Source organism: Sutterella sp. AM11-39 (assembly GCF_003472385.1).
Lineage (GTDB): Bacteria > Pseudomonadota > Gammaproteobacteria > Burkholderiales > Burkholderiaceae_F > Duodenibacillus > Duodenibacillus intestinigallinarum.
This window is the reverse complement of sequence record NZ_QRLV01000002.1, coordinates 92,662-116,515: the sequence shown is the minus strand read 5'-3', so window position 1 is coordinate 116,515 and position 23,854 is coordinate 92,662. Positions and strand designations below refer to the sequence as shown.

The 23,854-nt window shown below is 56.6% G+C and carries 23 protein-coding genes; 7 read left to right on the top strand and 16 right to left on the bottom strand.

Annotated features, from left to right (window positions below; all coding sequences use genetic code 11):
- Positions 1 to 216: 216 nt before the first annotated feature.
- Positions 217 to 675, bottom strand: a complete 459-nt coding sequence (locus DW133_RS02335; protein ID WP_118274872.1) for a helix-turn-helix domain-containing protein — start codon at positions 673 to 675, stop codon at positions 217 to 219.
- Between the two features lie 302 nt (positions 676 to 977).
- Between DW133_RS02335 and DW133_RS02330 the strand changes: the two genes are divergently transcribed.
- The 3 genes from DW133_RS02330 to nrfD are packed head-to-tail and all read left to right on the top strand — an operon-like array spanning position 978 to position 5,007.
- Positions 978 to 3,545, top strand: coding sequence for a molybdopterin-dependent oxidoreductase (locus tag DW133_RS02330; RefSeq protein WP_118274870.1), 2,568 nt, complete (start codon positions 978 to 980; stop codon positions 3,543 to 3,545).
- A gap of 11 nt (positions 3,546 to 3,556) precedes the next feature.
- Positions 3,557 to 4,132, top strand: a complete 576-nt coding sequence (locus tag DW133_RS02325) for a 4Fe-4S dicluster domain-containing protein (protein WP_118274868.1) — start codon at positions 3,557 to 3,559, stop codon at positions 4,130 to 4,132.
- On the top strand, positions 4,129 to 5,007 hold the full coding sequence (nrfD, locus tag DW133_RS02320) for an NrfD/PsrC family molybdoenzyme membrane anchor subunit (protein WP_118274866.1): 879 nt from the start codon (positions 4,129 to 4,131) through the stop codon (positions 5,005 to 5,007). Before DW133_RS02325 ends, nrfD begins: the two co-directional genes overlap by 4 nt.
- 161 nt (positions 5,008 to 5,168) lie before the next feature.
- On the opposite strand, the gene DW133_RS09970 is transcribed toward nrfD, so the two are convergent.
- The 3 genes from DW133_RS09970 to DW133_RS02305 form a co-directional block, all read right to left on the bottom strand.
- Positions 5,169 to 5,357, bottom strand: coding sequence for a hypothetical protein (locus DW133_RS09970; RefSeq protein ID WP_147408841.1), 189 nt, complete (start codon positions 5,355 to 5,357; stop codon positions 5,169 to 5,171).
- 237 nt (positions 5,358 to 5,594) lie between these two features.
- Positions 5,595 to 5,795 (bottom strand): hypothetical protein, encoded by a 201-nt coding sequence (locus DW133_RS02310; protein ID WP_118274862.1) that lies wholly within the window; start codon positions 5,793 to 5,795, stop codon positions 5,595 to 5,597.
- Positions 5,779 to 6,096, bottom strand: coding sequence for an NYN domain-containing protein (locus DW133_RS02305; protein WP_233542094.1), 318 nt, complete (start codon positions 6,094 to 6,096; stop codon positions 5,779 to 5,781). The genes DW133_RS02310 and DW133_RS02305 overlap by 17 nt, the downstream gene beginning before the upstream one ends.
- On the opposite strand from DW133_RS02305, the gene DW133_RS10245 reads away from it, so the two are divergent.
- A complete protein-coding gene (locus tag DW133_RS10245) occupies positions 6,067 to 6,201 on the top strand; it encodes a hypothetical protein (RefSeq protein WP_255415070.1) in 135 nt (44 codons plus the stop codon). The two genes, DW133_RS02305 and DW133_RS10245, sit on opposite strands and share 30 nt — an antisense overlap.
- Before the next feature lie 26 nt (positions 6,202 to 6,227).
- On the opposite strand, the gene DW133_RS02300 is transcribed toward DW133_RS10245, so the two are convergent.
- Positions 6,228 to 6,719 (bottom strand): MarR family winged helix-turn-helix transcriptional regulator, encoded by a 492-nt coding sequence (locus DW133_RS02300; RefSeq protein WP_118274858.1) that lies wholly within the window; start codon positions 6,717 to 6,719, stop codon positions 6,228 to 6,230.
- Between the two features lie 169 nt (positions 6,720 to 6,888).
- On the opposite strand from DW133_RS02300, the gene rarD reads away from it, so the two are divergent.
- The 3 genes from rarD to DW133_RS02285 all read left to right on the top strand — a co-directional run bounded on the left by rarD (position 6,889) and on the right by DW133_RS02285 (position 8,966).
- A complete protein-coding gene (rarD, locus tag DW133_RS02295) occupies positions 6,889 to 7,815 on the top strand; it encodes an EamA family transporter RarD (RefSeq protein WP_118274856.1) in 927 nt (308 codons plus the stop codon).
- 92 nt (positions 7,816 to 7,907) lie between these two features.
- Positions 7,908 to 8,492, top strand: a complete 585-nt coding sequence (locus tag DW133_RS02290; RefSeq protein ID WP_118274854.1) for a thioredoxin fold domain-containing protein — start codon at positions 7,908 to 7,910, stop codon at positions 8,490 to 8,492.
- A gap of 90 nt (positions 8,493 to 8,582) precedes the next feature.
- Complete coding sequence (locus tag DW133_RS02285; protein ID WP_118274852.1) at positions 8,583 to 8,966, top strand: hypothetical protein; 384 nt, start codon at positions 8,583 to 8,585, stop codon at positions 8,964 to 8,966.
- A 13-nt stretch (positions 8,967 to 8,979) separates the two neighbouring features.
- Here the strand turns inward: DW133_RS02285 and DW133_RS02280 are convergent, their stop codons facing one another.
- From DW133_RS02280 to napA, 11 genes are all read right to left on the bottom strand, one after another.
- Positions 8,980 to 9,468, bottom strand: a complete 489-nt coding sequence (locus DW133_RS02280) for a CYTH domain-containing protein (RefSeq protein ID WP_118274850.1) — start codon at positions 9,466 to 9,468, stop codon at positions 8,980 to 8,982.
- A gap of 11 nt (positions 9,469 to 9,479) precedes the next feature.
- The gene (locus tag DW133_RS02275; protein ID WP_118274848.1) at positions 9,480 to 13,172 is read right to left on the bottom strand and encodes an AAA family ATPase; all 3,693 of its coding nucleotides are present in this window, start codon (positions 13,170 to 13,172) and stop codon (positions 9,480 to 9,482) included.
- Positions 13,169 to 14,401 (bottom strand): exonuclease subunit SbcD, encoded by a 1,233-nt coding sequence (sbcD, locus tag DW133_RS02270; RefSeq protein WP_118274846.1) that lies wholly within the window; start codon positions 14,399 to 14,401, stop codon positions 13,169 to 13,171. Before sbcD ends, DW133_RS02275 begins: the two co-directional genes overlap by 4 nt.
- 70 nt (positions 14,402 to 14,471) lie before the next feature.
- Positions 14,472 to 15,590: an MBL fold metallo-hydrolase gene (locus DW133_RS02265; protein WP_118274844.1), complete on the bottom strand. Its 1,119-nt coding sequence runs from the start codon at positions 15,588 to 15,590 to the stop codon at positions 14,472 to 14,474.
- 218 nt (positions 15,591 to 15,808) lie between these two features.
- Positions 15,809 to 16,822 (bottom strand): porphobilinogen synthase, encoded by a 1,014-nt coding sequence (gene hemB, locus DW133_RS02260; RefSeq protein ID WP_118274842.1) that lies wholly within the window; start codon positions 16,820 to 16,822, stop codon positions 15,809 to 15,811.
- 39 nt (positions 16,823 to 16,861) lie between these two features.
- On the bottom strand, positions 16,862 to 17,521 hold the full coding sequence (gene yihA / locus DW133_RS02255; RefSeq protein ID WP_118274840.1) for a ribosome biogenesis GTP-binding protein YihA/YsxC: 660 nt from the start codon (positions 17,519 to 17,521) through the stop codon (positions 16,862 to 16,864).
- A gap of 56 nt (positions 17,522 to 17,577) precedes the next feature.
- Positions 17,578 to 18,690, bottom strand: a complete 1,113-nt coding sequence (gene mnmA, locus DW133_RS02250) for a tRNA 2-thiouridine(34) synthase MnmA (RefSeq protein ID WP_118274838.1) — start codon at positions 18,688 to 18,690, stop codon at positions 17,578 to 17,580.
- Between the two features lie 156 nt (positions 18,691 to 18,846).
- Positions 18,847 to 19,278, bottom strand: a complete 432-nt coding sequence (locus tag DW133_RS02245; protein WP_118274836.1) for a nitrate reductase cytochrome c-type subunit — start codon at positions 19,276 to 19,278, stop codon at positions 18,847 to 18,849.
- A 19-nt stretch (positions 19,279 to 19,297) separates the two neighbouring features.
- Positions 19,298 to 20,185 carry a quinol dehydrogenase ferredoxin subunit NapH gene (gene napH, locus DW133_RS02240; protein WP_233542083.1) on the bottom strand — a complete coding sequence of 296 codons (888 nt, stop codon included), beginning with the start codon at positions 20,183 to 20,185 and terminating at the stop codon, positions 19,298 to 19,300.
- A complete protein-coding gene (gene napG / locus DW133_RS02235) occupies positions 20,182 to 20,949 on the bottom strand; it encodes a ferredoxin-type protein NapG (protein WP_118274834.1) in 768 nt (255 codons plus the stop codon). The genes napH and napG overlap by 4 nt, the downstream gene beginning before the upstream one ends.
- 114 nt (positions 20,950 to 21,063) lie before the next feature.
- Positions 21,064 to 23,805, bottom strand: a complete 2,742-nt coding sequence (napA, locus tag DW133_RS02230) for a nitrate reductase catalytic subunit NapA (RefSeq protein WP_118274832.1) — start codon at positions 23,803 to 23,805, stop codon at positions 21,064 to 21,066.
- Positions 23,806 to 23,854 lie beyond the last annotated feature (49 nt).

Genomic DNA, 23,854 nt, shown 5'->3' with positions numbered 1-23,854 from the left:
TGCGAGTTAACGAACTTTGCTGAGGAAGACAGTGAGGTGCTGAAAGAAAAAGGCGACGCCGGTATTGATTGAACCGTTGGTCGCCTGACTGAGTTCACTGAGCAATCCGTGAGTGTTCAGAACCCTGTTTTTTAGTGACTTTTCAGCCCGTTTTTGGTGGGGGCCAAGGTGCCGATTGTGACCGGAGTTCCACTAAAGAGCAATCACCGCCGTTTGTTATGACGACGCTTGGTCGCAGGAGTTGCATGTTGCAGGCTGCGAGCATTCGTCGCAAGAGCGATCAGTTGCGTGATACTTGCTGATCACACAGTTTTTGCAGTGAGCAAGCGCGTCTTCCGACAGCTGTTCAAAATCGTGGTACTGGCCGGACCAGCGGCAGATGTTGCGCAGGAACGGAACAAGACTGCGACCTTTTTCCGTGAGGGAATATTCCACGCGCGGAGGAATTTCCGGGAACTGGTGTCGCTCGATCAAACCGTGGCCGATGAGTTCCTTCAAAGTGTTGGCAAGGACAGTGTCCGATACGCTGTCGAGCGCCTTTTTGATGTCGTTATAACGGACGCTGTTTTCGGAATAGAGCAGGCACAAAATGCGGGACTTCCAGCGGCCGCTGAAGAATTCGAGAGCGAATTCCAACGGGCAACGCAAATCCTTGGGGAGTTTAGGTTGATACATGACGAAAACACAAAATCTAAAAAGTTGCAAAAAGTATAACCCCCGATTTTTGTCTAATCCAGATTAGATCAAACGGCGTAGGAGCAATTACTCAGAAATTACTTAGTCAATCATTGTTTACTTAAGGTCTTTGCTGTTTTCTTCAAATTCATACAATCGAACCTAGGTGTCGCTTTCCGTCGTCTCGGCACGGCTTTTTTCAAGCTCTACGACCCGCTGAGGCACCAGGAATAAAGAGACGGAAACGGTGCGGGAGACACGCATCGGAACACCGCATATACGATAAGAAACAGGAGAAGAAGATGGCAGACGTCAAACTTCCTCACATTTCCAGACGCGCTCTGCTGGGTGCGGCCGGGGCCACTGCTGCAACTTCCTCAATGGGCTGGGCGGCGGTTAAGAAAGAGGTAGAGACTCTCAAGAAAAAAGGCTGGAAGGCCTATCCGGTCGGTTGCTGCATGTGCGGCGCCCGCTGCGGCATGCTTGCCATGCACAAGGAAGGAGAGAAGCCCTCGCGTGCAAGCATTCGCATCCTTCCCAATCCCGATCATCCCCAGCGCGGCTATTGCGGCCGCGGCGCGTCCGCGCTCTGGGCATGGGATCATCCGATGCGCATTCGCAAACCCTTAAAGCGAAAGGGCGAGCGCGGCAGCGGTGAGTTCGAAGAAATTTCTTGGGATCAGGCGCTCAACGAAATCGCAGCCAAACTCAAGGCCATCATCGCCAAGGACGGCGAACAGAGTGTGGTTCTCACGAGTCACAACTTCACGGCCTATCAGAACTGGTTTGCGCCTGCCTTCGGCACGCCCAATGTGATCAATCACTCGGCAACCTGCAACTCGGCTTCCACGTTTGCGCGTCGCCTCATTTTCGGTCCGACTTTCTCGGGTTTGGGAAAAGTTGAGCCCGATTACCTCAACGTTCGTTATCTGCTTCTCGTGGGGCGTACTCTGAACTGCGCCATGGGTGTGTTCTCGACGGCTGCACAGGCGCGTGAAAACGGCGCTCGCCTGGTGTTCGTTGACCCGCGCATGCCCGAAGGTGCACTGGGCGAATCCGAATGGATTCCGATCAAGCCCGGTACCGACGCCGCTTTCCTGCACGGTCTGATTTTCGTAGGCTTGCGTGAAAACCTCTGCAATCTGGAATGGATGCGCAAGTGGACGAATTCTCCGTGTCTCGTGACGGATGACTACACGCCGATTACCGAAGACATGGTCAAGCAAGGCGGCCGCAAGCGCTACTTTGCCGTCATTGACGAACACACCGGCAACATCGCCTTCCAAGGTCCCAAGCTCAACGAAAAGGGACAGCCGATCGGTTTTGACGAATCGCCCGACGTACTGCCCGCCATGGATTGGCACGGCGAAGTGAACCTTGCCGACGGCAAGCGCGTGCATGCCCGTACCGTGTTCGTTGCCTTCAAGGAAGCCAACGCCAAGTACACACCCGAATTTGTCGCCAAGCAAACCGGCATCCCGGCCAAGCGAATCATCGAAACGGCACGCGACTTCTTTAATCTCGGCGGCGTGTGCGACGACGGCTGGTATTCGTCTCGCAACGGCAATGACGTCGAAGCCTACGAGTTGATGAGCCTCATCAATCTCTTTACCGGTCAGATGGACCGCAAAGGCGGCTTTATCGTTACGCAGGGTGCCGGTGTGGGCGGCCCGGGCGTCAAGAAGGCCGGCACAAAGTGCACGGGACCGACTGGCGTCACCTGGGAAGTCAAACCAGGCAAGCCCATGGACAAGCTCTTTTATCCTGAAGGCATCGGTACGCTGTGGCCTGCACTTGAAGCGGCCAAGACCGGTAAGCCCTATCCGGTGCGCGCGCTCATTATGACTGGCTGCTCGATGTTCCATCGCGAAGCCAACTCCGCGCGTCTCATCGAAGGCTTCAAGGCCATGGAACTTATTGTTAGTCAGGATATCCTGCCGCAGGAATCCAATGATTGGGCCGATTATGTTCTGCCGAGCACTTTCTTCCTGGAAAACCATGAATACATGGGCGTGAATTACGCTCGCGACGGCTGGGCGCACAAGTCCGACGCCATGATCGATCCGCCCGAAGGCGTTGAAGCGCGCCACGACATCTGGCAGTTCTGTGAAATTCTTCGCCGCATTGATCCGGCCTTGGCCGCTCGTTTGGGCTACAACGAAGAAATCAAGGACCGCGCCGGTTGGAAGAAGTGGTTCAACGAACAGCTCGTGGACGGAGCTTGGAAGAAGTTCATTGCTAACAAAAACAAGGCCAAGCCCGGTGAAGGCGATCGTATTGCCAAGGAAGTCGAAGAAAAGGGCTTTGCTCTGGTCAACGCCAAGAAGTATGACCAGACGCCTTACAAGACTCCGTTTACGACGCCGACGGGCAAGGGCGAAATCATCAGCTTCTACGCGGTGTATCAACCTTCGGCTAAGAACACCAGTCCGATGCCGGAATATCAGCCGACGAAGGCTTACACGCATCCGAAGGCCGACAACGAATTCATCATTGCTTCGGGTAAAGACTCCGCTTCGTGCTGCGGCGTGACGCTCTTTACGTATCCGACTCGCTTTACGGGCGATCGTACGATCTGGATGAATCCGATTGACGCCGCGCGTTTGGGCATCAATCAGGGTGACACGATCGAACTCGAAGGCCTCGATTTGCCTGTGAAGGGACGTGCTCAGGTGACGGTTACCAACCGCGTGATCGCTGGCTCTCTCTTTGCTTACGGCTTCTCGGGCGGCGTTCGCACCAAGAAGCTCCTTCCGGAATACGAATGGGTTCGCGAAGGCGTCAACACCAACTGGTTTGCCACCGGCAAGAGCCAGGCGGATTGCGGCAACATGAGCAATAACGTCACTGTTCGCATCAAGCGCGTGTAAGGAGTCAAAAGATGGCGAAAAAACAACTTGCGCATCTTTTTGATGCGACGAAATGTATCGGCTGCCAAGCTTGCATCGTGAGCTGCGTCGAAACAAATTATCCTGAAATGGTCGGCCGTCATATCGAAGGCAAGAACTGGCTGGCTTCCAACATCCGTCGCTACACGGCCAATCTGGCCAAGCGTCCGGTGCAGCTTCTCGTGCAGTGCCAGCACTGCTCGGAAGCACCCTGTGTGGAAACCTGCCCGTTCGGTGCTAACTACTACGATGAGAACGGTCTGGTTCGCAATGATCCGAAGCGTTGCATCGGCTGTAACTACTGCATCGCATCGTGCCCCTACGACGCGCGTTGGTCGCACCCGATTACGGGACTGCCCTCCAAGTGCATGGGCAGCGGCTGTCTGGAGCGCATCGAAGACGGACTGCAGCCGGCCTGCGTGAGCGTTTGCCCGGTTAGCGCACGCCTTTTCGGTGATGTCAACGATCCGGAAAGCGACATTTCGCAGAAGATTCGCGTCGCCAAGACGCAGAAGCTTCTTGAAAGTCACGGAACGAAACCTAACTTCTTCGTGGTGGTGCAGAAATGATGGAATTCACAAATCTCACGATGCAGCTTCAATCCGCGAATTGGGGTTGGTCGATTGCATTCTTCCTTTGGTTCATCGGCTTGTCCGGCATGGGGATGTTCCTCAACGGCTGGGTGCGCGAAAAGGCGCTTGTGTACCTGTGCGCCATAGCGAGCATCCTCGGTACGCTGTTGGTGGTGAGTCACTTGGCTCGCCTCACGAATCTGCCTGTAGCAGCGTTCTACGCGCTCACGAGCGGCAGCTTCAACTTCGGCAGCTGGATGATGATCGGCATGGTGCTGCTCACGCTGCAGTGCTGCGCAACAGTGTTCTACGCCCTGTCTCTGGCCGGTGTGTTCAAGAGCTGCGAAGACTTCGTGCTGAGCAACTTCTTTAACCACATCACGATGGCACTGGGTGTCATTGTTACGATCTACTCGGGCTTTCTGCTTACGCAAGCCGTTGGTGTCACGCTCTGGAACACCGCTTTGATTCCTTTGCTGTGGATCATGTCCGGTATGGCCTCGGCCATCAGTTCCATCGAACTGATGATGGTCTCGGGAAAGATTCCGGCACACAAAGTGCTCTGGAGTCGCCGTACGGCTCTGTGGACGGAAGCGGCTGAACTTTTCACGATCTTTGCCTTTGTGCACGTGGCTTTGAGTTCGTCGTCGGCAGCCGCCCGCGTCGGTGCCGAGTCTCTGATCGATGGCCCGTATTCGATGATGTTCTGGTTGGGCGTCATTCTCTTCGGTTCGATCGTACCGTTGTCGATTAACCTGATTACCCGCAAGCATGTTGCATTGGCCATTTCGGCTGTGCTCGGCCTGGCCGGCGCCCTGATGCTGCGTGCGAGCGTGCTCTTTGCGGGGTATTACGAGCCGATCTTGTTCTAATAACGACATCTGCCATATGCCGGGAGTCCCGGAGCCTGGGTCCGGGTGAGTCTCTCTTAGCTCCCGGCACCCTTTACGGCAGACTGCTGAACTGATGATTCAGGGAAGGCAGTCTGCCTTTTTTGCGTTTGGAATTCGATCAGGAAAAGTCGAACGGCCGCTTAAGCTGGGCGGTTAGGCTGCGCTTTTTTTTGTTCCGTCCTGATGAGTTCGAGGTAGGCCTGCCGATGGAGAAATCGCTGATGCATGAGGTCGTTGCTGTCAACAGGCAGATCATAGAGCTTGTCGACAACGACCGTGAGTTGCGAGGTGAATGTTTTCCAATGCGCCAGAATCTTGGGAGTGTCCAAGTCTTTGTACTCGTACAAATGCAGGAAGGGTGACAATTTGCATGCCACTGCAGGTAACGGCTTGATGCGCTTTGGCGACACAAATGGCCAGCAGAAACTGGTGAGAGCCTGCTGAAGGATCACGGGTGAAAGCGGACGGCCGTTGGCAATGAAGCAACTTCAAAGCGCGAAATGCGCGCACTGCCTGCCGACGCCGGACGACAGCGTCAAGCTCAAGAATGTTTGAGTCGGCGGAACTCAGCTCACGATCGGCTTGATGCGCTTTGCAAGCTTCGGAAAGTCTTTGCACCATTCGAGCTTTGTTGCATTATCCATGTGCAAATGACCGCCATCGCCGAGAACCGGACCTCGCCGAATGGGAACGGTGCCAAAAAGCGCTTCCGAGATAACGGGTAGCGGAGGCGGCAGTTCAGGCTGAGCCTTAGGAGCGGTAGTCACCGCGCGTTTCCGGATGCACAATGTACACACAACCGTTCTTGACGACGCATAACGTGCCATAGAACTTGCTTAAGAGCGGAGAAAGCGAAGGCTGGTATTGCGCAAACCCAAGAACGGTTTTTTCTTTGGCTTTCAGAAACTCGATCAACGTCAGATAGTCGGTGTCGGCTGAGGCAATGGCGACGATGTCGTCATTCTGCATTTCGTCGAACACAGCCAACATCAGGCGAAAATCCGTGACGTTTTTGCCTTTGATAAACGGTGTGAACTTGTGGACGGTAAGGCAGAAATTGACCGCGATTGTGTTCCAAGTCTGGATATTGGCTTCTTTTCCGAAGGCGGCTTTGGATCGGATTATTTAGCTAGCTATATAAAATGGCAAAAAATGACTGAAGAGAGCTTTTGAAAAAATCCGGGAAAAGGCAACTGGAGCTACTTGGGTTTCCGTTCGGCGATCAGTTTTTTCAAAAGCCCAACAAGCAACAGTTGTTCAGCTTGAGTCAGGGCTTCGGAAAAAGCCAGAACTTTGCGGTAGTGTTCCGGAAGCACTGAGGCGAGAACCTGTTCACCCCGAGCGGTGATGCGGACCATCACGGCACGGCGATCCAGCGTGCTGGAGTTGCGTTCGACCAGAGGTTGGGCCTCTTTGAGCATGCGGGAGATCATGATGGAGGTGGTTGCATCCGTCACGCCGAGGTGTTGCGCGAGCATGCCGATGGACATTTCGCCGCCTGCGTCCTTGAGTGTCATCAGAAGGGAAAGCTTGCCTTCCGAAAGACGAGCCGTGTCCTGCAGGGGGCGATAGATTTCTTCGCGTGCGATATCGGCGGCACAGGTCAGATGCAACAGAAGATCAACAGCGGACAGATTCTCTTGGCCGGCAGTTTGCGGATTGGTGCGCAAAAGACGTTGACGTGGTTTCATATCGTTTCTCAAAGTTTTGCCGACTAATTGTAGACCTCTTTGGAAAGACAAGCCCTTAACTGAGGGGCAATTCGTTTTAGGAAAAGATGGAAGGCGTTTCACTGTTGGTGTAACTCTGATTTCGACAGCGTTTTGCGGCGTTAGAATCGACGAGCATCGGAAGGAGGCGATGGTGAAGCTCTCAGACTCGGCGCAGGGGGTGCTTTATGCGACTGCCGCCTATGTGTGGTGGGGGTTCCTACCTTTGTTTTGGGCGATCTTTGATCCGGTCGGTAACGGCTGGGAGGTTATTGCGCACCGCATATTCTGGACGGGCCTGCTGTTGACGGTTTGGATTGCCATTGCGGTCGGATGGGCACGTTTCGATGATTTCGTCAGAACAATCCGGCAATCACATCGACAAACCGTTTTGCTTTTGTGCGCGGCCGTCGTTTCAGCATTGAATTTCTGGGTCAATGTGGCAGGTGTCATTGCCGGACACGTGGTGGAGCTTGGCATCGGTACGTTTCTGACGCCGCTTCTGACCATTGCTTTGGGAATTGTTTTTTTCCGTGAACGGCCGCCTTTGCTCACGTGGATTGCCATTGCAGCAGCGTTGGCCGGTGTAGCGGTCATGATTGTTCAGTTCGGCCACTTTCCTTTCTATGCGTTGATGGTTTCGTCAACGTGGGCGGCATACGGAGCGCTGAAAAAAGCCTTGATGGTTGACGCCGTTTTGTCGCTTGCCGTTGAAACATTCCTGATGATGCCGCTGGCTGTCGGCTATGTCGCTTATTTGACGGCAATGGGAGCCTCACATTTTTCGCCGACGGCCGATCCCGGGCTTGCCGCGGCCTTTGTTGCAACCGGCGTGATGGCGGCTGTTCCTCTGGTGGCTTTTACGATCGGTGCCATGCGTTTGTCGTTGAGCGTTTTGGGTTTTATCCAGTATCTGGCGCCGATTCTTATCGTGGCGCTCGGCGTTTTCGTCTTCGGCGAGCCGTTCGGAGCCAGGGAGATACTTCCGCTTTCCTTTATTTGGCTTGGCATCGCGGTCTTTTTGGCTGGCCAGGTTCGCGAACATAAAAACTCTTCACAATTGCGTGCGCGTTCTTAAGGTGTGCGAATGGTTAGATGCGCCATAATCAACGCAAGTCTTTGCAATCGGCAAAGATGCAGTGACCCAGTGGACTGAAAGGAGTTCTACCCATGACCAAACTCACTCGTCGCAGCGCTCTCGGCCTGGCTGCAGCCGCATTGGCGTTGAGCACCACGGCGGCTCAGGCAAAGCCCGCCAAAGTTCCCGAAGGCTGGGACGGCAAGAAGATGTATGAAACGATGACCAAGGACGGTGTGGGTTTCCGCTCGCCGACGCCGGCAAGCGTCAAGAAGACGGCGCATGTCTTTTTTGACACGCAGTGCCCGGACTGCATCCGTCTGATGGATCGCATCATGCCGTTGCAGGATCGCATCGCCGTGGTCTACTACCCGATCGCGTTGCTCAACCCGCATTGCGAACCGCAGGGTGCGTTGATTCTCGGCTCCAAGGATCCGTACGCGATGCTTATCAAGCATCACGAACATTTCCGTGACAAGGATTTCCGCGGCCTTCGCTATGAGGGTGCTGATCTGCCGTACGAACTGCGCAACAAGGTGTGGATCAACACCAAGCTGCACCGCCGCAGCGGCTGCCGTGCCGTTCCCTACGGCGTGTACCTCAATTCCAAGGGCGAATACGTGCCGTTCGATGAAAACCTGACCACGGACGAACTGGCCAAGATTTTCGAACTCTAATAGCGGTTCTTGTTGGAAAAAGTCAAGCGGCGCTCGCCTGAACCAAAGGTGTTGCGCCGTTTGTGTTTTTAGCACTCAAGGAGTTGACACATGCGTTTGCGTTCTCTGATTGTCGCCGTGCTTTCGGCGTTTCTCGGATTGATGGCCGCAGCCAACGCATTCGCGGCTGACAAGCGTTTTTACGATTCGCAGGGGCGTTATCAGGGCCGACAGGATGCAAGCGGTCGATACTACGACTCTCAAGGTCGGTATCAAGGAAAGGTGGACGCCAACGGACGTTATTACGACTCCCGGGGACGCTACCAAGGCAGGCAAGACGGCAACGGCCGCTACTATGACTCGCAAGGCCGCTACCAAGGCAAACAGGACGTTAGGGGGCGCTACTACGATTCGCAGGGACGCTACCAAGGGCGGCGCGATGCCAACGGCCGTTACTACGACTCGCAGGGCCGTTATCAGGGACGCGATAAGTAATCGGACGTTGCGATCAGAGGCCGGCTTTTTCTTCCTCCGTCCATTCGCAATAGGGTCTCTCAGATAAGGCCGAGTTGTAGTAGCGCGTCAGATGTGTGACTTCTTGTCCGATCCAGGGCGGCAGTTGCACGGTCTCGTTTTCCGAGGCGAGTTCCACTTCAGCGAGAACCAGACCTTCGTTTTCGCCGAAGAAACGATCGATTTCCCAGATCTTGCCCGCATACGCAACCTTGGTTCGGGTCTTTTCAATGAGCGGCTTGAGCGCCAGAGTGTCGAGCAGAACGGCCCCTTCATCGGTCGGGATGGCGTACTCGAACTCGGTGCGTACAGCCCCCTCATTGCGTCCCTTGATGGTGAGGAATGCTTTATCGCCCTTGATGCGCACGCGAACCGTGCGCTCGATGTCGCGCGACAGATAACCTTGACGGACGACTTCAGGGGTACCGAGCCGCTGCCAGTTGTCCGAGATCACTAAAAATTTGCGTTCGATTTCCAAAGCCATTTTGGGCTCTCCTATTTTTTCTTTTCTTCGAGTCGTTCGACGCCCGGCCCCGACAGTTCGCTTCTGCCTCCCGAGACCGGCGTCACGTCGATCAAGGTGGCAATGCGTTCGCGCACTTCGCCCACGTGAGAAATGATGCCGATCATCTTGCCTTCGCTTTGAAGCGCCGCAAGCGCATTCATGGCGTCTTCGAGCGTATCGGGGTCAAGCGAGCCGAAACCTTCGTCCAAAAAGAGCGATTCGACGCGCACGTTGCGGCTTGCCATCTCGGAGAGGCCTAGAGCGAGTGACAGACTCACCAGGAAGGATTCGCCGCCTGAAAGATTGTCCGCGCTGCGCTCGACGCCGCCCTGGAAGGTGTCGATCACGTTAAGCTTCAAAGGCTCTGTCGCGTCTTTCTTGAGAATGTAGCGTTGCGAAATTTTGGCCAAAGCTCGGTTGGCGTGATGAAGTAACGTCTCAAACGTCATTGATTGCACAAACGTGCGGTAGCGCTTGCCATCGGCCGATCCGATCAATGCGTTGAGCTGTGTCCACACGCAGAGCTTCTTTCCCTGCGATCGGATGGCTTCAAGTTTGTCGGCAAGGCGTTTTTTCTGTGCGTCGTCGGTCTCGATGAGCCCCTGCAGGCGCCCTTTGGCGGCGGAAAGATTGTTCATTGTTTCGCGCAACGCGGCAATCTCGCCGAGCAGAGTCGTTAATTCAAGCGCCGGATCGATTTTGGCTGTCAGCAGTGCGATTTTTTCCTGAGCCAGTGCGGCACTCTTGGCAAGTTCCTCTGCACGGGCGTCCAGACGAGCGTACTTTTGATGGCGACTGTTGATTTCTTCGTCCGTGAGAAGCGCCGCAAGCCACAGGGTATCGTCGGCAAAGCCGGCGGCCCCACGTTCTCGAGCCCATGCCGATTGGGCCGCTAGCAGGGCGTTGGCATCAATCGCGATCTGTTTGTCGGCAGCCTCAAGCTGCCCTTTCGTGACATTGACGAGCTCTTTGAGGCGCAGTGCTTCTGCCGTTCGTATTTCGGCAAGAGCAAGCGCCGTATCGCGGCGTTTTTTGAGTGCGGCTTCTTCGGCTTCGGGCGACTTGTTGCCGAACAGCCGGAAGCGCTCGGCGTGTTTATGTGAGCGCTCTTCTTGCAATGCGGCAATGGACTTTGCCAACTCCTCGCATTTGACTTCAAAGGCTTCCTGTTGCAGGCGTTGCTCTTTCTCGGTTGTTTTCAAAACGGCCGTTTGCTGTTCGATTGCCGACAGCCGCGTACGTTTGGCTTGATACGTCTCTACTTCCGATTGCAGGCGCATCGTCCACGTTTTGGCTTGCACGGCCGTGGTCGGAATTTTCAGTAGCCCCGTACAAACTGCGGTAAGTTGTATCTGAGCCGAGGTCAGACGTTGGGCGGCGTCCCGGCTTTCGGTTACGGCGCTCAGCAAAGCCGCTTGCGCTTGGGTGCGCTTGGCTTCGCACGTCTTGGCGGTCTGCGACTGTGCTTCGAGTTGCGCTTTAGCCCTTTCAAGTGCCTTCAAAAGTTTGTTGCGCTCGTCGTCGAGCGTCACGATTTGCTTGATCCGATCGGTGAGTACAGCGGCTTTTTCAAGAGCCTCCAGCTGTGTGGCGCGAATGTCCGAAACAGGACCCTCTTCGATTGACCATTCGGTCGTCAGTTCGCGGATGGTCTGGGTTTCTAGCAGGAAAAGCGTTTGCAACTCATTGAGTGTCCCGCGTTCAGCCTTGATCGTACCGTCGAGTTTGGCAACTTCCCGGGCAAGCGAGGCAACGGTTGTTTGAGCGGCCTTCAAGTCCTTTCGGGTACGCTCGAGTTTGTGCGAGTCGTCCGAAAGAATCGCGGGCTGCGTTTCGGCATAAGGGTGATGCACGGCGCCGCACAGCGGGCAGGGCGAACCGTCGACAAGCTTGGCGCGCTCGTCGCTGAGACGTTCCACCAGAGAACGCATGGCGGAGGCTTGCTCCATCGCTTCCAAAGCAACAGTGAGCGATTCCGTCAGCTTGAGCTGCGTCTCGTAGCGCTGGCTGTGGGCGGCAAGGTCGGCTTCCAGTTCGAGCAAATGCTTCTTTTTAGTGTCGATTTGACGAGATTTTTCTTCTTTTGCTGCTAAATGCTGCAAAATTTTCTCTAAAGCCGTCCTCAGAGCATCGACTTGAGCTTTGAGCTGTGTCCATTCCTGCAGGGTTTTGCCGGCGGCGCTTTCGTTGCGAGCGGTCTCAACACTCGAAAGCTTTTCCTGCAACGACTGGATATGCGCTTGTGTGGGTGCCAGAGCTTGTAACGCGGTATCGGTTGCTTGCGCAGCAGCTACAAGGTCGAAATTTGCTTTTTGCAGGGCTTGTTCGCGTTTTTCGCGGTTTGCGTCGGCATCGGCAAATTGCGCCAGAGCCATTGAAATTTCGGCTTGTTTGGCGAATAGGCGAGCAGGTCGGGAGTCGGGAGCTGTTTCGGCTTCCAGCTTGGCGGCTTCTTCGGCTAGCTTTTGAATTTCCGAGAGGGCCGCCTGTGTTGCGGCACGGCTCTTATCCAGACGCGTCGCTTCGCGTGTCCTTTCGTCGGTTTTCTCGTTGATTCGCTTGGCCAGTTCGGAGAGGGTCGCGTCAATCGTACGTACGACTTGCGTGACGGGCAAAAGTGCCTCGTAATCTTTGTTGAGCTGTTCGGCAGCGGCCTGCGCTTCCTGTAAAAGTCGCTGGGCCTCGGTAGCGTTTTTGTCAACGGTCACTAAAGAGTTCGATAGAGTTTCTCGCTGTTGCCTGCTGCTTTGTACGCGCGCTTGAGCATTTTGCAGTGTCGCGTAGGAGGGCTTGATTTTGAGCGCTCTGCGGGCCACTTCCGTAGCACGTCGCTCGTCTTGCAACGCATTGATCGTTTCTTTGACAGAAACCAGTTCCTTTTGCGTGGCGGCTAGCGTTTCAGCCGTCGTGTCACGCTCGCGCACGAGGTCGCGCATGCCCTCCTTGGTTTTGAGGGATTGTTCGACTTCTTCGATTCGAGTTTTGACGGAAGTTAGCTCTGAAAGGGTTTGCTGCCGTTCTTCGTCGGCCATCACGCCCACACCGCGCGCTTCGGATTGCAGATCGGCAAGAGCAGTGCTTTCGGTGCGGTAGCGTTCATAGACGGCCTGCGAAATTTGCGAATAGATTTCGGTGCCGGTGATGGCTTCCAGTGCGTTGGAACGCTCGTCTTCCTTGGCTTTCAGAAAAACCGAGAAGTTGCCTTGAGCCAACAGCGCCGAGCGCGTGAATTGACTGAACGTGAGTCCCGTGATTTCTTCAATTCGCTCGCTGAAGCGCTGCTTGTATTTGCCTTCCAGAATTTCCCAGTTGTTGATCTCATCGTTCCAGCGGCTCAGTTCAATGTTGGCGCTCTGCAGGCGACCATCGGCCTGATTGCGGGCTCGCCGTTGCGAATAAAGAGCGCGGTAGCGCACGCCTTTGGCAAGGAAGGTGACTTCGCTTTCCATGATCCCCGTGCCGCGCGTCATGGCTTCGTTGGTGCTGCCCGTCAGGTAACCCAGGCGTGGCGTACTGCCGTAAAGCGCAATGCAGATGGCGTCAAGCAGTGACGATTTGCCCGCGCCCGTAGGGCCGCAGATCGCAAATAGGCCGCCTGCGGCATACGCTGGATCTTCGAAATTGATTGACCAGTTTCCCTTGAGGGAGTTGATGTTTTGGACTCGTACCTTGAGGATTCTCATGCTGCGACTCCTTCGTTGCGCACGACTGCGAGAATCTCGTCGTAGGCCTCAATGAGTGCTTTTTTCTGTTCGGCAGTAAATGTCGTGCCGCAGGCTTCCTGCTTTTGCAGACACAGCTCAAACATTTTTTCGGGCGAGATTGCTTCGACGTCGCTCACGACGTCGTCGACGGACAATTGCGCTTCGGCAACCGTGCGGCTTACAACACGCACCAGCGTGACGACGCTCTCTTGCACGGCGTCGCGACATTTGGCAGCGAGATCCGGAGCAAAGATACCCTCGGTGTGCAGCACTTCACAGAGAACCGGCTCTTGAGCCGCAACCAGTTTGCCGAGTTCTTCGAGGACGGATGCGGCGTCTCCCGTGATCTGCACCAAGGTGTCGAAAGCGGGAATAGGGACCGTACGAACCGTACAGGCTTTGCCCTGCGTTTCCACGATGCAGACGCTTTTGTCGGCTCTGCGCTCGGAAAAGTCCAGTGCCACGGGACTGCCGCTATAGCGACGCGTGTCGTCTCCGGCCAGGCGTTGCGCCTTGTGTAGGTGCCCAAGCGCCAGATAGTCGATCTCCGTCGGAAAGGCCGAGGCGGGAATGAGGCCGAGCGAACCGATGTAAAGATTGCGTTCTTCGTCGGACGGATCGCAGTCGGCGGCAAAAAGATGGCCGGTGGCGATATAGGGAATGTCGTTTTCGCCTCGCAGCTCGAGCGCGGTTTGCGTCACATGGCGATAGTGCTCTGCTGTTGCCGAGCGAATCTTTTCTTCTTTGTCCTGCTGTGTTTCGTTTTCGGTGCTTGTGCGCAGATCACGTTCGCGTAGATAGGGCACGGCCGCAACGACTGCCAGAGGTGTTCCGGCCGCATCGCGCAGCAGCACGACTTCGTCGGCCGGATCGGCCGTCGCTTGCCCGACGACGATGATGTTGAGCGCTTCGAGAAGAGTGTCGGGGGCGTTCAAAAGTGAAGGCGAGTCGTGATTGCCTCCGGTGACGATGACGTGACGACAGTCAGTGGACGTTGCCACAGACGCCAGAAACCGGTAGTAAGCCCGCTGCATGCGGTGCGAGGGGGTTGCGTTGTCGAAAACGTCGCCTGCGATGATCAGGCAGTCAATTGCCTCGGTGCGGATCGTTTCGGTGAGCCAGGTGAGAAATTTCTCGAAGGTTGCGTCTCGGTTGACGCCGTAGAGACTGCGGCCGAGATGCAAATCGGAAGTGTGAAGAAAACGCATGAAAGTCACAAGCCGGTCGAACAATGGCAATAGCGCACTATAGCCGTCTGATGCCAGACTCGCGACTTTTTTAACGCAGATTCTGCCACCACGGGCCGGTGTCGCGAGCCGGGTTGTCAATCGCAACGACTTGCCCGATCAGTGGCGTGGAAAGCGCAACGCCAAGAGCTTTTGCATTGGCAAGTGCCGCTTCCAACGGCGCCTTCCAAGTGTGGCGGCTCAGATCGAACTTGGCGTTGTGGCACGGCATGACAAAGCGGGGATGCAGTTCGGCAACGGCCGCTTTCCACGCAGGCGGCATCAGATGAATGCCGGCCCAGTCGGTGTTGTATTGGCCGTCCTCGACGATGGCAAAGTCAATGCGTCGAAAATCCGTGGCGATTTGGCGGAAATGGCGTCCGTAGCCACCGTCGCCCGAGAGGTACAACGTTACTCCGTCGAGATCCATCACAAAGCCCGCCCACAGCGTCGTATTGCGCTCGAGCGTTCGACCCGAGAAATGTTGGCTCGGCACGCAGGTGAGAGTTCCCTTGTGCGGCAGAGCGATTTTTTCGCCCCAGTCCATTTCCGTGATGCGCTCGGCTTCCCATCCCCAGTATTCGAGATGGGCTCCCACGCCGAGTGGGCAGACGACATGCGCCGTGCGATTCTTCAGGTCACGCATCGTGAGCATGTCCAGATGGTCGTAATGGTCGTGCGTGAGAATGAGCAGATCGAGCGCCGGAATGTCGCGGGGCTGATAGAGGTCGGCTCCTGCGAAAGGCTTGAAAAAGCCGCCCAATGGGAAACAGGCGTGCAGAGCGGGGTCGACGGCAATCGAGAGACCGGCAAGTTTCAGGTAAAAGCCTGAGTGTCCGAACCAAACCATTTGGCCGTCTGCTAGCGTAGAGAGATCGGTTTTGATCGAAGGAATGCGCTCAAGCGGACGACGCCCTGTCTTGTCTTCGGTGAGAAACCGTAGCATCCCTGAAGAGCGTTCCCGATCGATCGGATCGATGACCGGCGTGAGGTTGTGAAACGTGCCGTTGCTGAAATGCGGCGAAGCCTGCATACGCTCCAAGCGAGCTCCGCTCGGCTTGGCTCCCAGCGCGGAAAATGCCCGCGAACTTTCCTGAACGGCGGCACGCAAGGGGCCTGCGGCGGCAGCGGCCAGAAAAGCGGCGGAAGTCAAAATGGTACGGCGTTGCATGTTTTTGGGATCACAACCAACAAAATCTGCTTGTCGTACTTTACCTTGTCGAGAAGCTCGAAAGCAGCCCGCAAACGGAATTTGCACGGATTGGGCAAAAAGCGGGTATTTGAGTACCTACGCTCGTTTTGCCTGTAGCGCCAAACGGATCAAGGTCAAAAAGCCCGGCGCCGAAGGCACCGGGCTTGGGGCTATGAGATTAGCCGTCGTGGCTTGGATCAGTAGTTGTAGCCTTCCTTGAGCCAGCGGGCGACGTCAAGCGCGCAGTAGGTGAGGATGCCGTCGGCGCCGGCACGCTTGCAGCAGATCATCGATTCCATCGTGATCTTCTTTTCGTCAATGCAACCGGCAGCGGCAGCGCACTTGATCATCGCGTATTCGCCGGAGACGTGATACACAAAGGTCGGTGCCTTGAATTCGTCCTTGACGCGGCGAACCACATCGAGATACGGCATACCGGGCTTGACCATGACCATATCGGCGCCTTCGGCCAGATCGAGACCCACTTCCCAGAGCGCTTCGTCGCTGTTGGCGGGATCCTGCTGATAAACGGCCTTGGTGGATTTGCCGAGGTTGCCCGAAGAGCCGACTGCATCGCGGAAGGGACCATAGAAGGCACTGGCGTACTTGGCCGAATAAGCCATGATGCGCGTGTGGATAAAGCCTTCTTCTTCCAACATCTTGCGGATGACGCCGATGCGGCCGTCCATCATGTCGGAGGGAGCCACAACGTCAGCGCCGGCCTGAGCCTGGGCGCGAACCTGACGCACGAGCATTTCAATGGTTTCGTCGTTGAGGATGTAGCCCGTTTCGTCGATGAGGCCGTCCTGACCGTGTGTGGTGTAGGGGTCAAGCGCCACATCGCACATGACGCCCAACTGCGGGTAGGCAGCCTTGATGGCCTTCACGGCACGCGGAATCAGACCGTCGGGATTGGCGGCTTCAACGCCGTCGGGAGTCTTCAGTTCATCGTCGATGTGCGGGAAAAGAGCCACCATCGGGATGCCGAGTTCAACCATTTCGCCGCAAAGCTTCAGGAGTTCGTCGATCGACAAACGGTTGACGCCGGGCATGGTGGGAACGGGCGTGACCTTGTGTTCGCCTTCCTGCACGAACACCGGCAGGATGAGGTCATTGGGCGTGAGAACGGTTTCACGCATCAGTCGACGAGAAAAATCGTCATGGCGCATGCGGCGCATACGCACGAAAGGATACTGTCCAAGGGTCTGCATTTTTCAAAAGTCCCCGTGAAAATAAAGAATGCTGAAAGGTTACGCCGACTGCGTGTCTGCCGACAGGCGCCCTTCCGGATCAATCCAGGTTAGAAGTCGTTGCTGAAGTTCTTCGACGCCTTCTTTTTTCAGTCCTGAGAAAAGCTGCACTTCCACATGATCGCCGAGCTGCTGAGCGCGGGCGCGGGCTTTGGCAAGCACCGTATTGCGTTCGGCGCGCTTGATCTGGTCGCACTTATTGATGAGCCAGAGCTGGCGCACGTGACTGCGTGACGAGAAAAAGTCAATGAGCCACTCGTCGGCCGGCATAAAGGGACGACGAGCGTCCATGACGATCACGATGCCGGTCAGCGACGGACGATCGGAAAGGTAACCGCCGATCAGTCGGCTCCAGGTTTCGCGGATTTCCGGAGCGGCCTTGGCGTAGCCGTAGCCCGGCAGATCCACCAGATGTGCAATCTGCTCGCGCTCCTTGCTGTCGGGAATTTTGCGAGAAAGCGTAAAGAAGTTGATGAGTTGCGTGCGGCCCGGTGTCTTGGACGCAAAAGCGAGGCGCCCTTGACGGGTGAGCACGTTGATGGTCGTGCTTTTGCCGGCGTTGGAGCGGCCGGCAAAGGCGATTTCAGGTAGGCCCGCGCCGGGCAGTTGGCTCACGGCGGCGGCCGAAGTCAGAAAACGTGCGGAGTCAAAAAGCGACATGGGTCACACCAAAAAGAAAGACAAAGAGATGTTAGAAAACAAAACTGAGAAAACCGTTAAGCCTTTTTGAGTTTCGGGATGTCGGCGTTGTCAATCGTGTCGATGAAGCCGCCGCCCAGGCAAACTTCGCCTTGATACAGCACAGCAGACTGTCCCGGGGTGGCGGCCCACTGCGGGACGGGGAACGAAAGGTCGATACTTTCGGAATCAACCGATGCGACCTCGCATGCGCCGTCGGGCGCACGATAGCGGGTTTTGACCGTCACGGGGGTGCCGGGTTCGGGAGCGTGTCCCGATACCCAACTTGTGCGCACCGCTTTGAGCGTATGCGTGTTGAGCCACGGGTGTTCATGCCCCTGCACGATCCAAAGCGTATTGGTGGCAAGATCCTTGCGGGCCACGAACCAGGGCTCTCCCGTGCCCTCGCGGCTGCCGCCCACGCCGATTCCCTTGCGCTGGCCGAGCGTATAAAAACTCAAGCCCACGTGTTCACCCACGATCTTGCCTGTATCGGTTCGAATCGGACCGGGATGCGTTGGAAGGTAACGTGAGAGAAATTCGCGGAAAGGCCGCTCGCCGATAAAGCAAATGCCGGTGGAATCCTTTTTGCCTGCAACCGACAAATCGAGCATGCGTGCGATTTCACGCACCTTGGTTTTCGGCAGTTCTCCCACGGGGAAAATGGCCTTTTCCAACTGCTTTTGATTGAGACGATGCAGGAAGTAGCTTTGATCCTTGCTGCCGTCGAGACCGCGCAGAAGCTCCACGCCGTTGTCGGTCTGACGCACGCGCGCATAGTGGCCGGTGGCAATCTTCTCGGCGCCCAATTCCATCGCATAGTCCAAAAAAGCGTTGAACTTGATTTCCGAATTGCACAGTACGTCCGGGTTGGGAGTGCGGCCGGCTTGGTACTCGCGCAGGAATTCGGAAAATACGCGTTCTTTGTATTCTTTGGCGAAGTTCACAGCCTCCAGATCAATGCCGATCTTTTCAGCCGCACTGGCCGCATCGAGAAAGTCCTGTCGACTCGAGCAATATTCGCTGTCATCGTCGTCTTCCCAGTTTTTCATGAATACGCCGGTGACGTCGTATCCCTGTTCCTTGAGAAGCCAGGCGCTCACGGCGCTGTCAACGCCGCCGCTCATGCCCAGTACCACTTTGACTGCCATCGCAAAAATCCTTGAAAAAAGGGAAGACAAAATGAAACTCGCGGCCCCAAACCCTCCGCCGACCTTGAGAAAAGCCGTTAACGGCGGGTTTGATGCCGCGATGTGCAAACGGGTGCCGCAATCTTGCGGCACCGTCAGATCATCTGAGATCGAATTTTAGTGGACAGTACCCACGAGCGGCTGCACATCGGCCTGCGTAGCGTGGCACAGCAGGCATTCGTGGCGCGAGGCAGACACGACGAGTTTGCCGTCGACCTTCGTCCAGTGGGTGGCAGGCATGGCGGTGGCTTCGCCCTTTACCTTAGCCGCGCCGATCTTTGCCTGATTGCCGTGGCACATGATGCAGGGGTTGTTTTCGCGCGTGATCTTGAAGTTGTTGATTGCGTGCGGAATCATCGCCGGCATGCCCATCTGAGTTTCACGGTAAAGCCCCGCGTTTTCGCCGTAGGCTTTCGGCGTCGGCGTTTCAAAGGGGCTCGTCTTTTCCAGACTCATCTTGTTGATGTCGACGGGCTGCTGCACGGCGCAGGCCGTGATGGCAACGCCTGCGGCGACGGAAAGGACGGCTGTCAAAATCAATTTTTTCATGGCTCACTCCAAAAATTCTTTACTCGTTGTTCGGTTCTGTTGCTTGCGGCTTGGCTTGAAAACGCGTGGCGAATCGAATGGCGTTTTCGGGGCACACGGCAGCGCACCGACCGCAGTTGGTGCACTCGCCCGAGGCGATGAAGCCTCGTTGAGCCGCGAGCTTGAAATTGAGTACGTGGGCTTCGGGACACACGCGCAGACAATCGCCGCATTTGGTGCAGCGGTCGTTGTCAAAGATCGGCTTTACGACGCCAACCTTGCCGACGACGGACCAGAAGGCGCCGAGCGGACACAGATGACCGCACCAGCCGCGTTCAAGAAGCAGAAGATCCAGCGCAAAGACGCCCGTGACGGCCGCGATAAGTCCCGCTCCGACGCCCCAGATAAGTTCGCGCCACAGGAAGGCTTGAGGACTTACCCATTCAAAGGCAGCAGTGCCGGAGACGGCCGAAGCAAGCAGCGCTGCCGCGGCAAGCGCGTAGCGTGCGTGGCGAGACAGACGCAGGCTCGAGGCCGGGACGTTGAGCGACTTGCGCGCACTGTAGGCGGCGTCGGTGACGATGTTCATCGGGCAGACCCAGGCGCAAAACGCGCGACCGCCGGCAATCACGTAGATCGCCAGCACGATGAGTGCGCCCGTCACCATGGTGAGTTCCGGTTTGTGCCCGGCAAAAAGCTTTTGCAGGAGCGCAAACGGGTCTGACATGGGAACGGAGCCGGCAATGAGCGAACTTGTGAGCGTACCGTTTAAAAGCGGTTCGCCCAGTAGCGTCCAGCCCAGCCGAACAGTACCGATGAAAAGCGCGAGCACGGCTAGCTGCACGAAGCGGCGAGCCATACTGAGCGCCAACATGCGCGACTTGATTTTCTGCGGCGAAACCGCAGGTAAAGAGGTCTTTTGACTCATAGCAGCGGATCGTCCATGTTGTTGAGAAAATCAAGCCCGCCGGGCTCAGCCGGCGCAGTCGGCTTCTTGAGTTCGGGTTTGTCGGCCGGATTGCCCGGATGGTGCGGCTGATCCTCACGCCAACCCAGACGGTAGTGCTCGCCGATGCGGCCCAGGAACGTCTTTGGATCGATGATGTTGATGGCCGGAACCTGAGTCGGACACCCGTAGACGCACAAGCCGCAACCGGTGCAGTGATCGGGATCGATCACGGGCACGAACACGGCATGTTTGCTCAATTCGCGCGGATGGGGCTTTAAGAGCAGCGCCTCGTTTCGAAGCGGACAGTCGCGGTAGCAGACTTCGCAGCGCAGACCTTGCCAGCTCAAGCACGAGTTGGGGTCGATTGCGGCAATGCCCATGCGGGCCTTGCGGATCGAACCGAGCTTTCGGTCGAGCGCTCCCGACGGGCACACCTTGACGCAAGGGATGTCCTCGCACATGTAGCAGGGAATCTTCCGAGGCTCGAAGTAGGGGGTTCCGTAGGGAACCTTGGCTGCGAGCTTGGCAAGCTTGAGCGTGTCGTAGGGGCAGGCCTTGACGCACAGGCCGCAGCGGATGCATTTGTCATAGAAGGCATCGTCGGCGCCCGGTGGCAGAGGTTCAAAGCCCTTGGACTTAGCGGTTCCCACGAACGCCGTAAGACCGGCGCCTGCGGCAGCCGCTACGCCTGCGCCTTCCAAAAGAAGGCCGAGAGCCTGACGTCTTGTCGCTTTGATCGTCATCGTGTCAGTGAGGGTTTTCGTAAAAGCCTTGTTGTCCGAAGTTTTCTCCCGAAGCCGTCCTGCCGTGAGCAAGACGGCTTCAGAGAGATAAGCGCGTGTGTCGAAGTTGCCCGATTAGGCCTTCGTGACTCGAACCGCGGACTTCTTGAAGTCGGGTTCGGCCGAAATCGGGTCGGTTGCGTCAATGCAAAGCTTGTTGACTTGAACCGATTCGTCGAAGAAGGCCATCCAGACCGTGCCGCGCGGCATCTTCATGCGGCCTTGTGTTTCAACAAGAGCCTTGATGCTGCCGCGGCGGCTGGTGATCTGTGCAACGTCGTTGCGCTTGAGCCCCCGCTTCTGAGCGTCGGTCGGGTGCATATAGAGCACGGCCGACGGAGCAGCGCGGTGCAGTTCGGGCACGCGACGGGTCATCGAGCCAGTGTGCCAGTGTTCCAGGATACGTCCCGTGCAAAGCATCAGGTCGTAGTTGGAATCAGGCTTTTCAACCGGTTCGGCAAACGGACGGAAGAAGATCTTCGCGCGGCCGGGCAAGGGCTTGGGCGTCTTGTCGGTGATGCCGTCCAAGTTGCCTTGAGGAATGGCCTTCATGAGCTTGCCGTAGAACTCGAAGTCGCCGTTTTTCACATACGGATCGTATTCGGCGTTGAAGCGGTACGTCGTGGGCTTGCCGTTGACAACCGGCCAGGTGAGACCGCGGATCTTCGGATCGAGATACGTGTCGAAGTCGGCCAGATCGTGACCGTCGCCGAGCGTGAACTGACGGTATTCGGTAAAGAGAGCCTTTTCCGGGAACCAATCGAGACCCAGAGCCTTTGCCGTGCAGCATTGTTTGCCCGGATACTTCGGATCGGGCCACGGGCACTGCTTGGTTTCGGGCATGCCGGCAAAGAGCACGTCAAAGAGGGAAGCATCCGGATTGATGCCCATTTCCTTGGCTTTGCCGAGCACGTCAGGCAGTGTCTTCTTGCCGCCGGCGACCTGCTTTTCGCCCCAACACTCGGAGATCTTGAAGCGTTTGGAGAATTCGAGCATGGTGGCCACGTCGCTCATGGCTTCGCCCACAGGTTCGACCATCTGAGCCCAACCCTGCGTGCGGCGTTCGGCGTTGCCGTACAGCCCCCACTTTTCGAAGATCATGGCGGTGGGAAGAATCAGGTCAGCAACCTTGGCCGAAAGGGTCGGATAGACGTCGGAGACAACGACGAAATTCTCGGGCTTGCGGGCGGCCTTGAGCCAATGGTTGGAGTTCGGTGCCGACTGAAAGACATTGACCACTTGCGTCCACAGGAAGTTGACCGAACCGTCTTCAAGACCGCGCAACAGCCCCATAATGGGCTTGCCGAGCACGGGGTTGAGCGTGCCCTCGGGAACACGCCAGAGTTTTTCGGTCTTCTTGTGATGAGCGGGATTGCCCACGAGCATGTCGGAGGGCAGACGGTGCGAGAAAGCGCCGACTTCACGGGCTGAACCACAGGCCGAGGGTTGGCCGGTGAGCGAGAAGGCGCCATTGCCGGGACGGCCCTGCTTGGCGGTGAGCAGATGCAGAGCGTAGATCTGTTCGTTCACCCACACGCCGCGCACGTGCTGGTTGACACCCATGCACCAGAAGGAGAGGATGTCGCGCTTGGCGTCGCAATAGATGTCTGCCAGAGCAACGAGCTTCTTCTTGAAACTTTCGAGGGATTCGTCCGGATCACCTTTGGCGAGCTTGGCAACGAAGTCAAGCGTATAGGGTTCAAGTCCGCGCTTGAATTCTTCAAATGAGATGTGCCAGTGGCCGCCGGCGGCAGCAACTTGCTTTTGTTCGACTTCAATACCGGCCTTGCGGCGCTGGCCGATCGCTTCGGCTTCGGTCAGAATGATCTTCTTTTGCTTGGCCTGAATGTCCTTTTCGGCTTCAAAGGCGAACTTGTCGGTCGGACGCATGCCGTAACCGATGTCGACCGTACCGGTGGCAAAGACGCAGTGGTCTTTCACGAACTTTTCGTTATAAGCCTTGCGGCGGACGATTTCGCGAGCCAGGTAGTTGAGGATCGCGAGGTCCGTATTGGGCTTGAAGATGATTTCGATATCGGCCATGCCCGAGGACAGGTTCGAGTGCGTCGTCACGTTGACGATACGGGTGTCTTTATGCGTGAGCTTGCGGTCGGTCACGCGGCTCCAGAGAACCGGGTGCGCTTCGGCCATGTTGTTGCCCCAGAGAACCATCGCGTTGCATTTTTCGATGTCATCGTAGACGTTCATCGGTTCGTCCACGCCGAAGGTCTGGTAGAAGCCCACCACGGCGGAAGCCATGCAAAGACGAGCGTTGGGGTCGATGTTGTTGGAGCGGAAGCCGGCCTTCAGGAGCTTGGAAGCCGTGTAGGCTTCGGGAATCGTGTACTGCCCCGAACCGATGATGGCTACGCCTTCCGGTCCCTTGGTTTGGTAGATACGGCGGAACTGGCGTTCCATTTCGTCGAAGGCCTGTTCCCAGCTCACGGCCACGAACTGACCGTTCTTGTCGAACTTGCCGTCCTTCATGCGCATGAGCGGGCGCGTCAGACGATCCTGACCGTAGAGGATCTTGGCGTTGAAGTAGCCCTTGATGCAGTTCAGGCCGCGATTGACGGGAGCATCCGGGTCGCCTTTCGTGGCGACGATGCGGCCGTTCATCGTGCCGACTTGCAGACCGCAGCCGGTACCGCAGAAGCGGCAGACGCCCTTGTGCCATTCAATCCCGGCATCAGCGGCCTGAGCGGCCTGCGCGCACGCCTGCGTCACGGGCAAGCCCACCGACATGGCGGCGGTGGCAGCAACCCCCGTTTTTAAGAGTTCTCGTCTTGAGATGGGAATGACTTTCTTTTGAGCCATATTTTCTCTCCTGGGCAGATGCACCGAAGCAATCTCAGATTTCGATCCG

Coding starts and splice junctions, on each gene's coding strand:
- DW133_RS02275 (WP_118274848.1), bottom strand. CDS start 13,172: ATGAGAATCCTCAAGGTACGAGTCCAAAACATCAACTCCCTCAAGGGA.
- yihA (WP_118274840.1), bottom strand. CDS start 17,521: ATGTCGCTTTTTGACTCCGCACGTTTTCTGACTTCGGCCGCCGCCGTG.
- DW133_RS02300 (WP_118274858.1), bottom strand. CDS start 6,719: ATGAAACCACGTCAACGTCTTTTGCGCACCAATCCGCAAACTGCCGGC.
- napH (WP_233542083.1), bottom strand. CDS start 20,185: ATGAGTCAAAAGACCTCTTTACCTGCGGTTTCGCCGCAGAAAATCAAG.
- hemB (WP_118274842.1), bottom strand. CDS start 16,822: ATGCAGACCCTTGGACAGTATCCTTTCGTGCGTATGCGCCGCATGCGC.
- napA (WP_118274832.1), bottom strand. CDS start 23,805: ATGGCTCAAAAGAAAGTCATTCCCATCTCAAGACGAGAACTCTTAAAA.
- DW133_RS02280 (WP_118274850.1), bottom strand. CDS start 9,468: ATGGCTTTGGAAATCGAACGCAAATTTTTAGTGATCTCGGACAACTGG.
- napG (WP_118274834.1), bottom strand. CDS start 20,949: ATGACGATCAAAGCGACAAGACGTCAGGCTCTCGGCCTTCTTTTGGAA.
- DW133_RS02325 (WP_118274868.1), top strand. CDS start 3,557: ATGGCGAAAAAACAACTTGCGCATCTTTTTGATGCGACGAAATGTATC.
- rarD (WP_118274856.1), top strand. CDS start 6,889: ATGGTGAAGCTCTCAGACTCGGCGCAGGGGGTGCTTTATGCGACTGCC.
- DW133_RS02330 (WP_118274870.1), top strand. CDS start 978: ATGGCAGACGTCAAACTTCCTCACATTTCCAGACGCGCTCTGCTGGGT.
- DW133_RS02335 (WP_118274872.1), bottom strand. CDS start 675: ATGTATCAACCTAAACTCCCCAAGGATTTGCGTTGCCCGTTGGAATTC.
- DW133_RS02290 (WP_118274854.1), top strand. CDS start 7,908: ATGACCAAACTCACTCGTCGCAGCGCTCTCGGCCTGGCTGCAGCCGCA.
- mnmA (WP_118274838.1), bottom strand. CDS start 18,690: ATGGCAGTCAAAGTGGTACTGGGCATGAGCGGCGGCGTTGACAGCGCC.
- nrfD (WP_118274866.1), top strand. CDS start 4,129: ATGATGGAATTCACAAATCTCACGATGCAGCTTCAATCCGCGAATTGG.
- DW133_RS02285 (WP_118274852.1), top strand. CDS start 8,583: ATGCGTTTGCGTTCTCTGATTGTCGCCGTGCTTTCGGCGTTTCTCGGA.
- DW133_RS02265 (WP_118274844.1), bottom strand. CDS start 15,590: ATGCAACGCCGTACCATTTTGACTTCCGCCGCTTTTCTGGCCGCTGCC.
- DW133_RS02245 (WP_118274836.1), bottom strand. CDS start 19,278: ATGAAAAAATTGATTTTGACAGCCGTCCTTTCCGTCGCCGCAGGCGTT.
- sbcD (WP_118274846.1), bottom strand. CDS start 14,401: ATGCGTTTTCTTCACACTTCCGATTTGCATCTCGGCCGCAGTCTCTAC.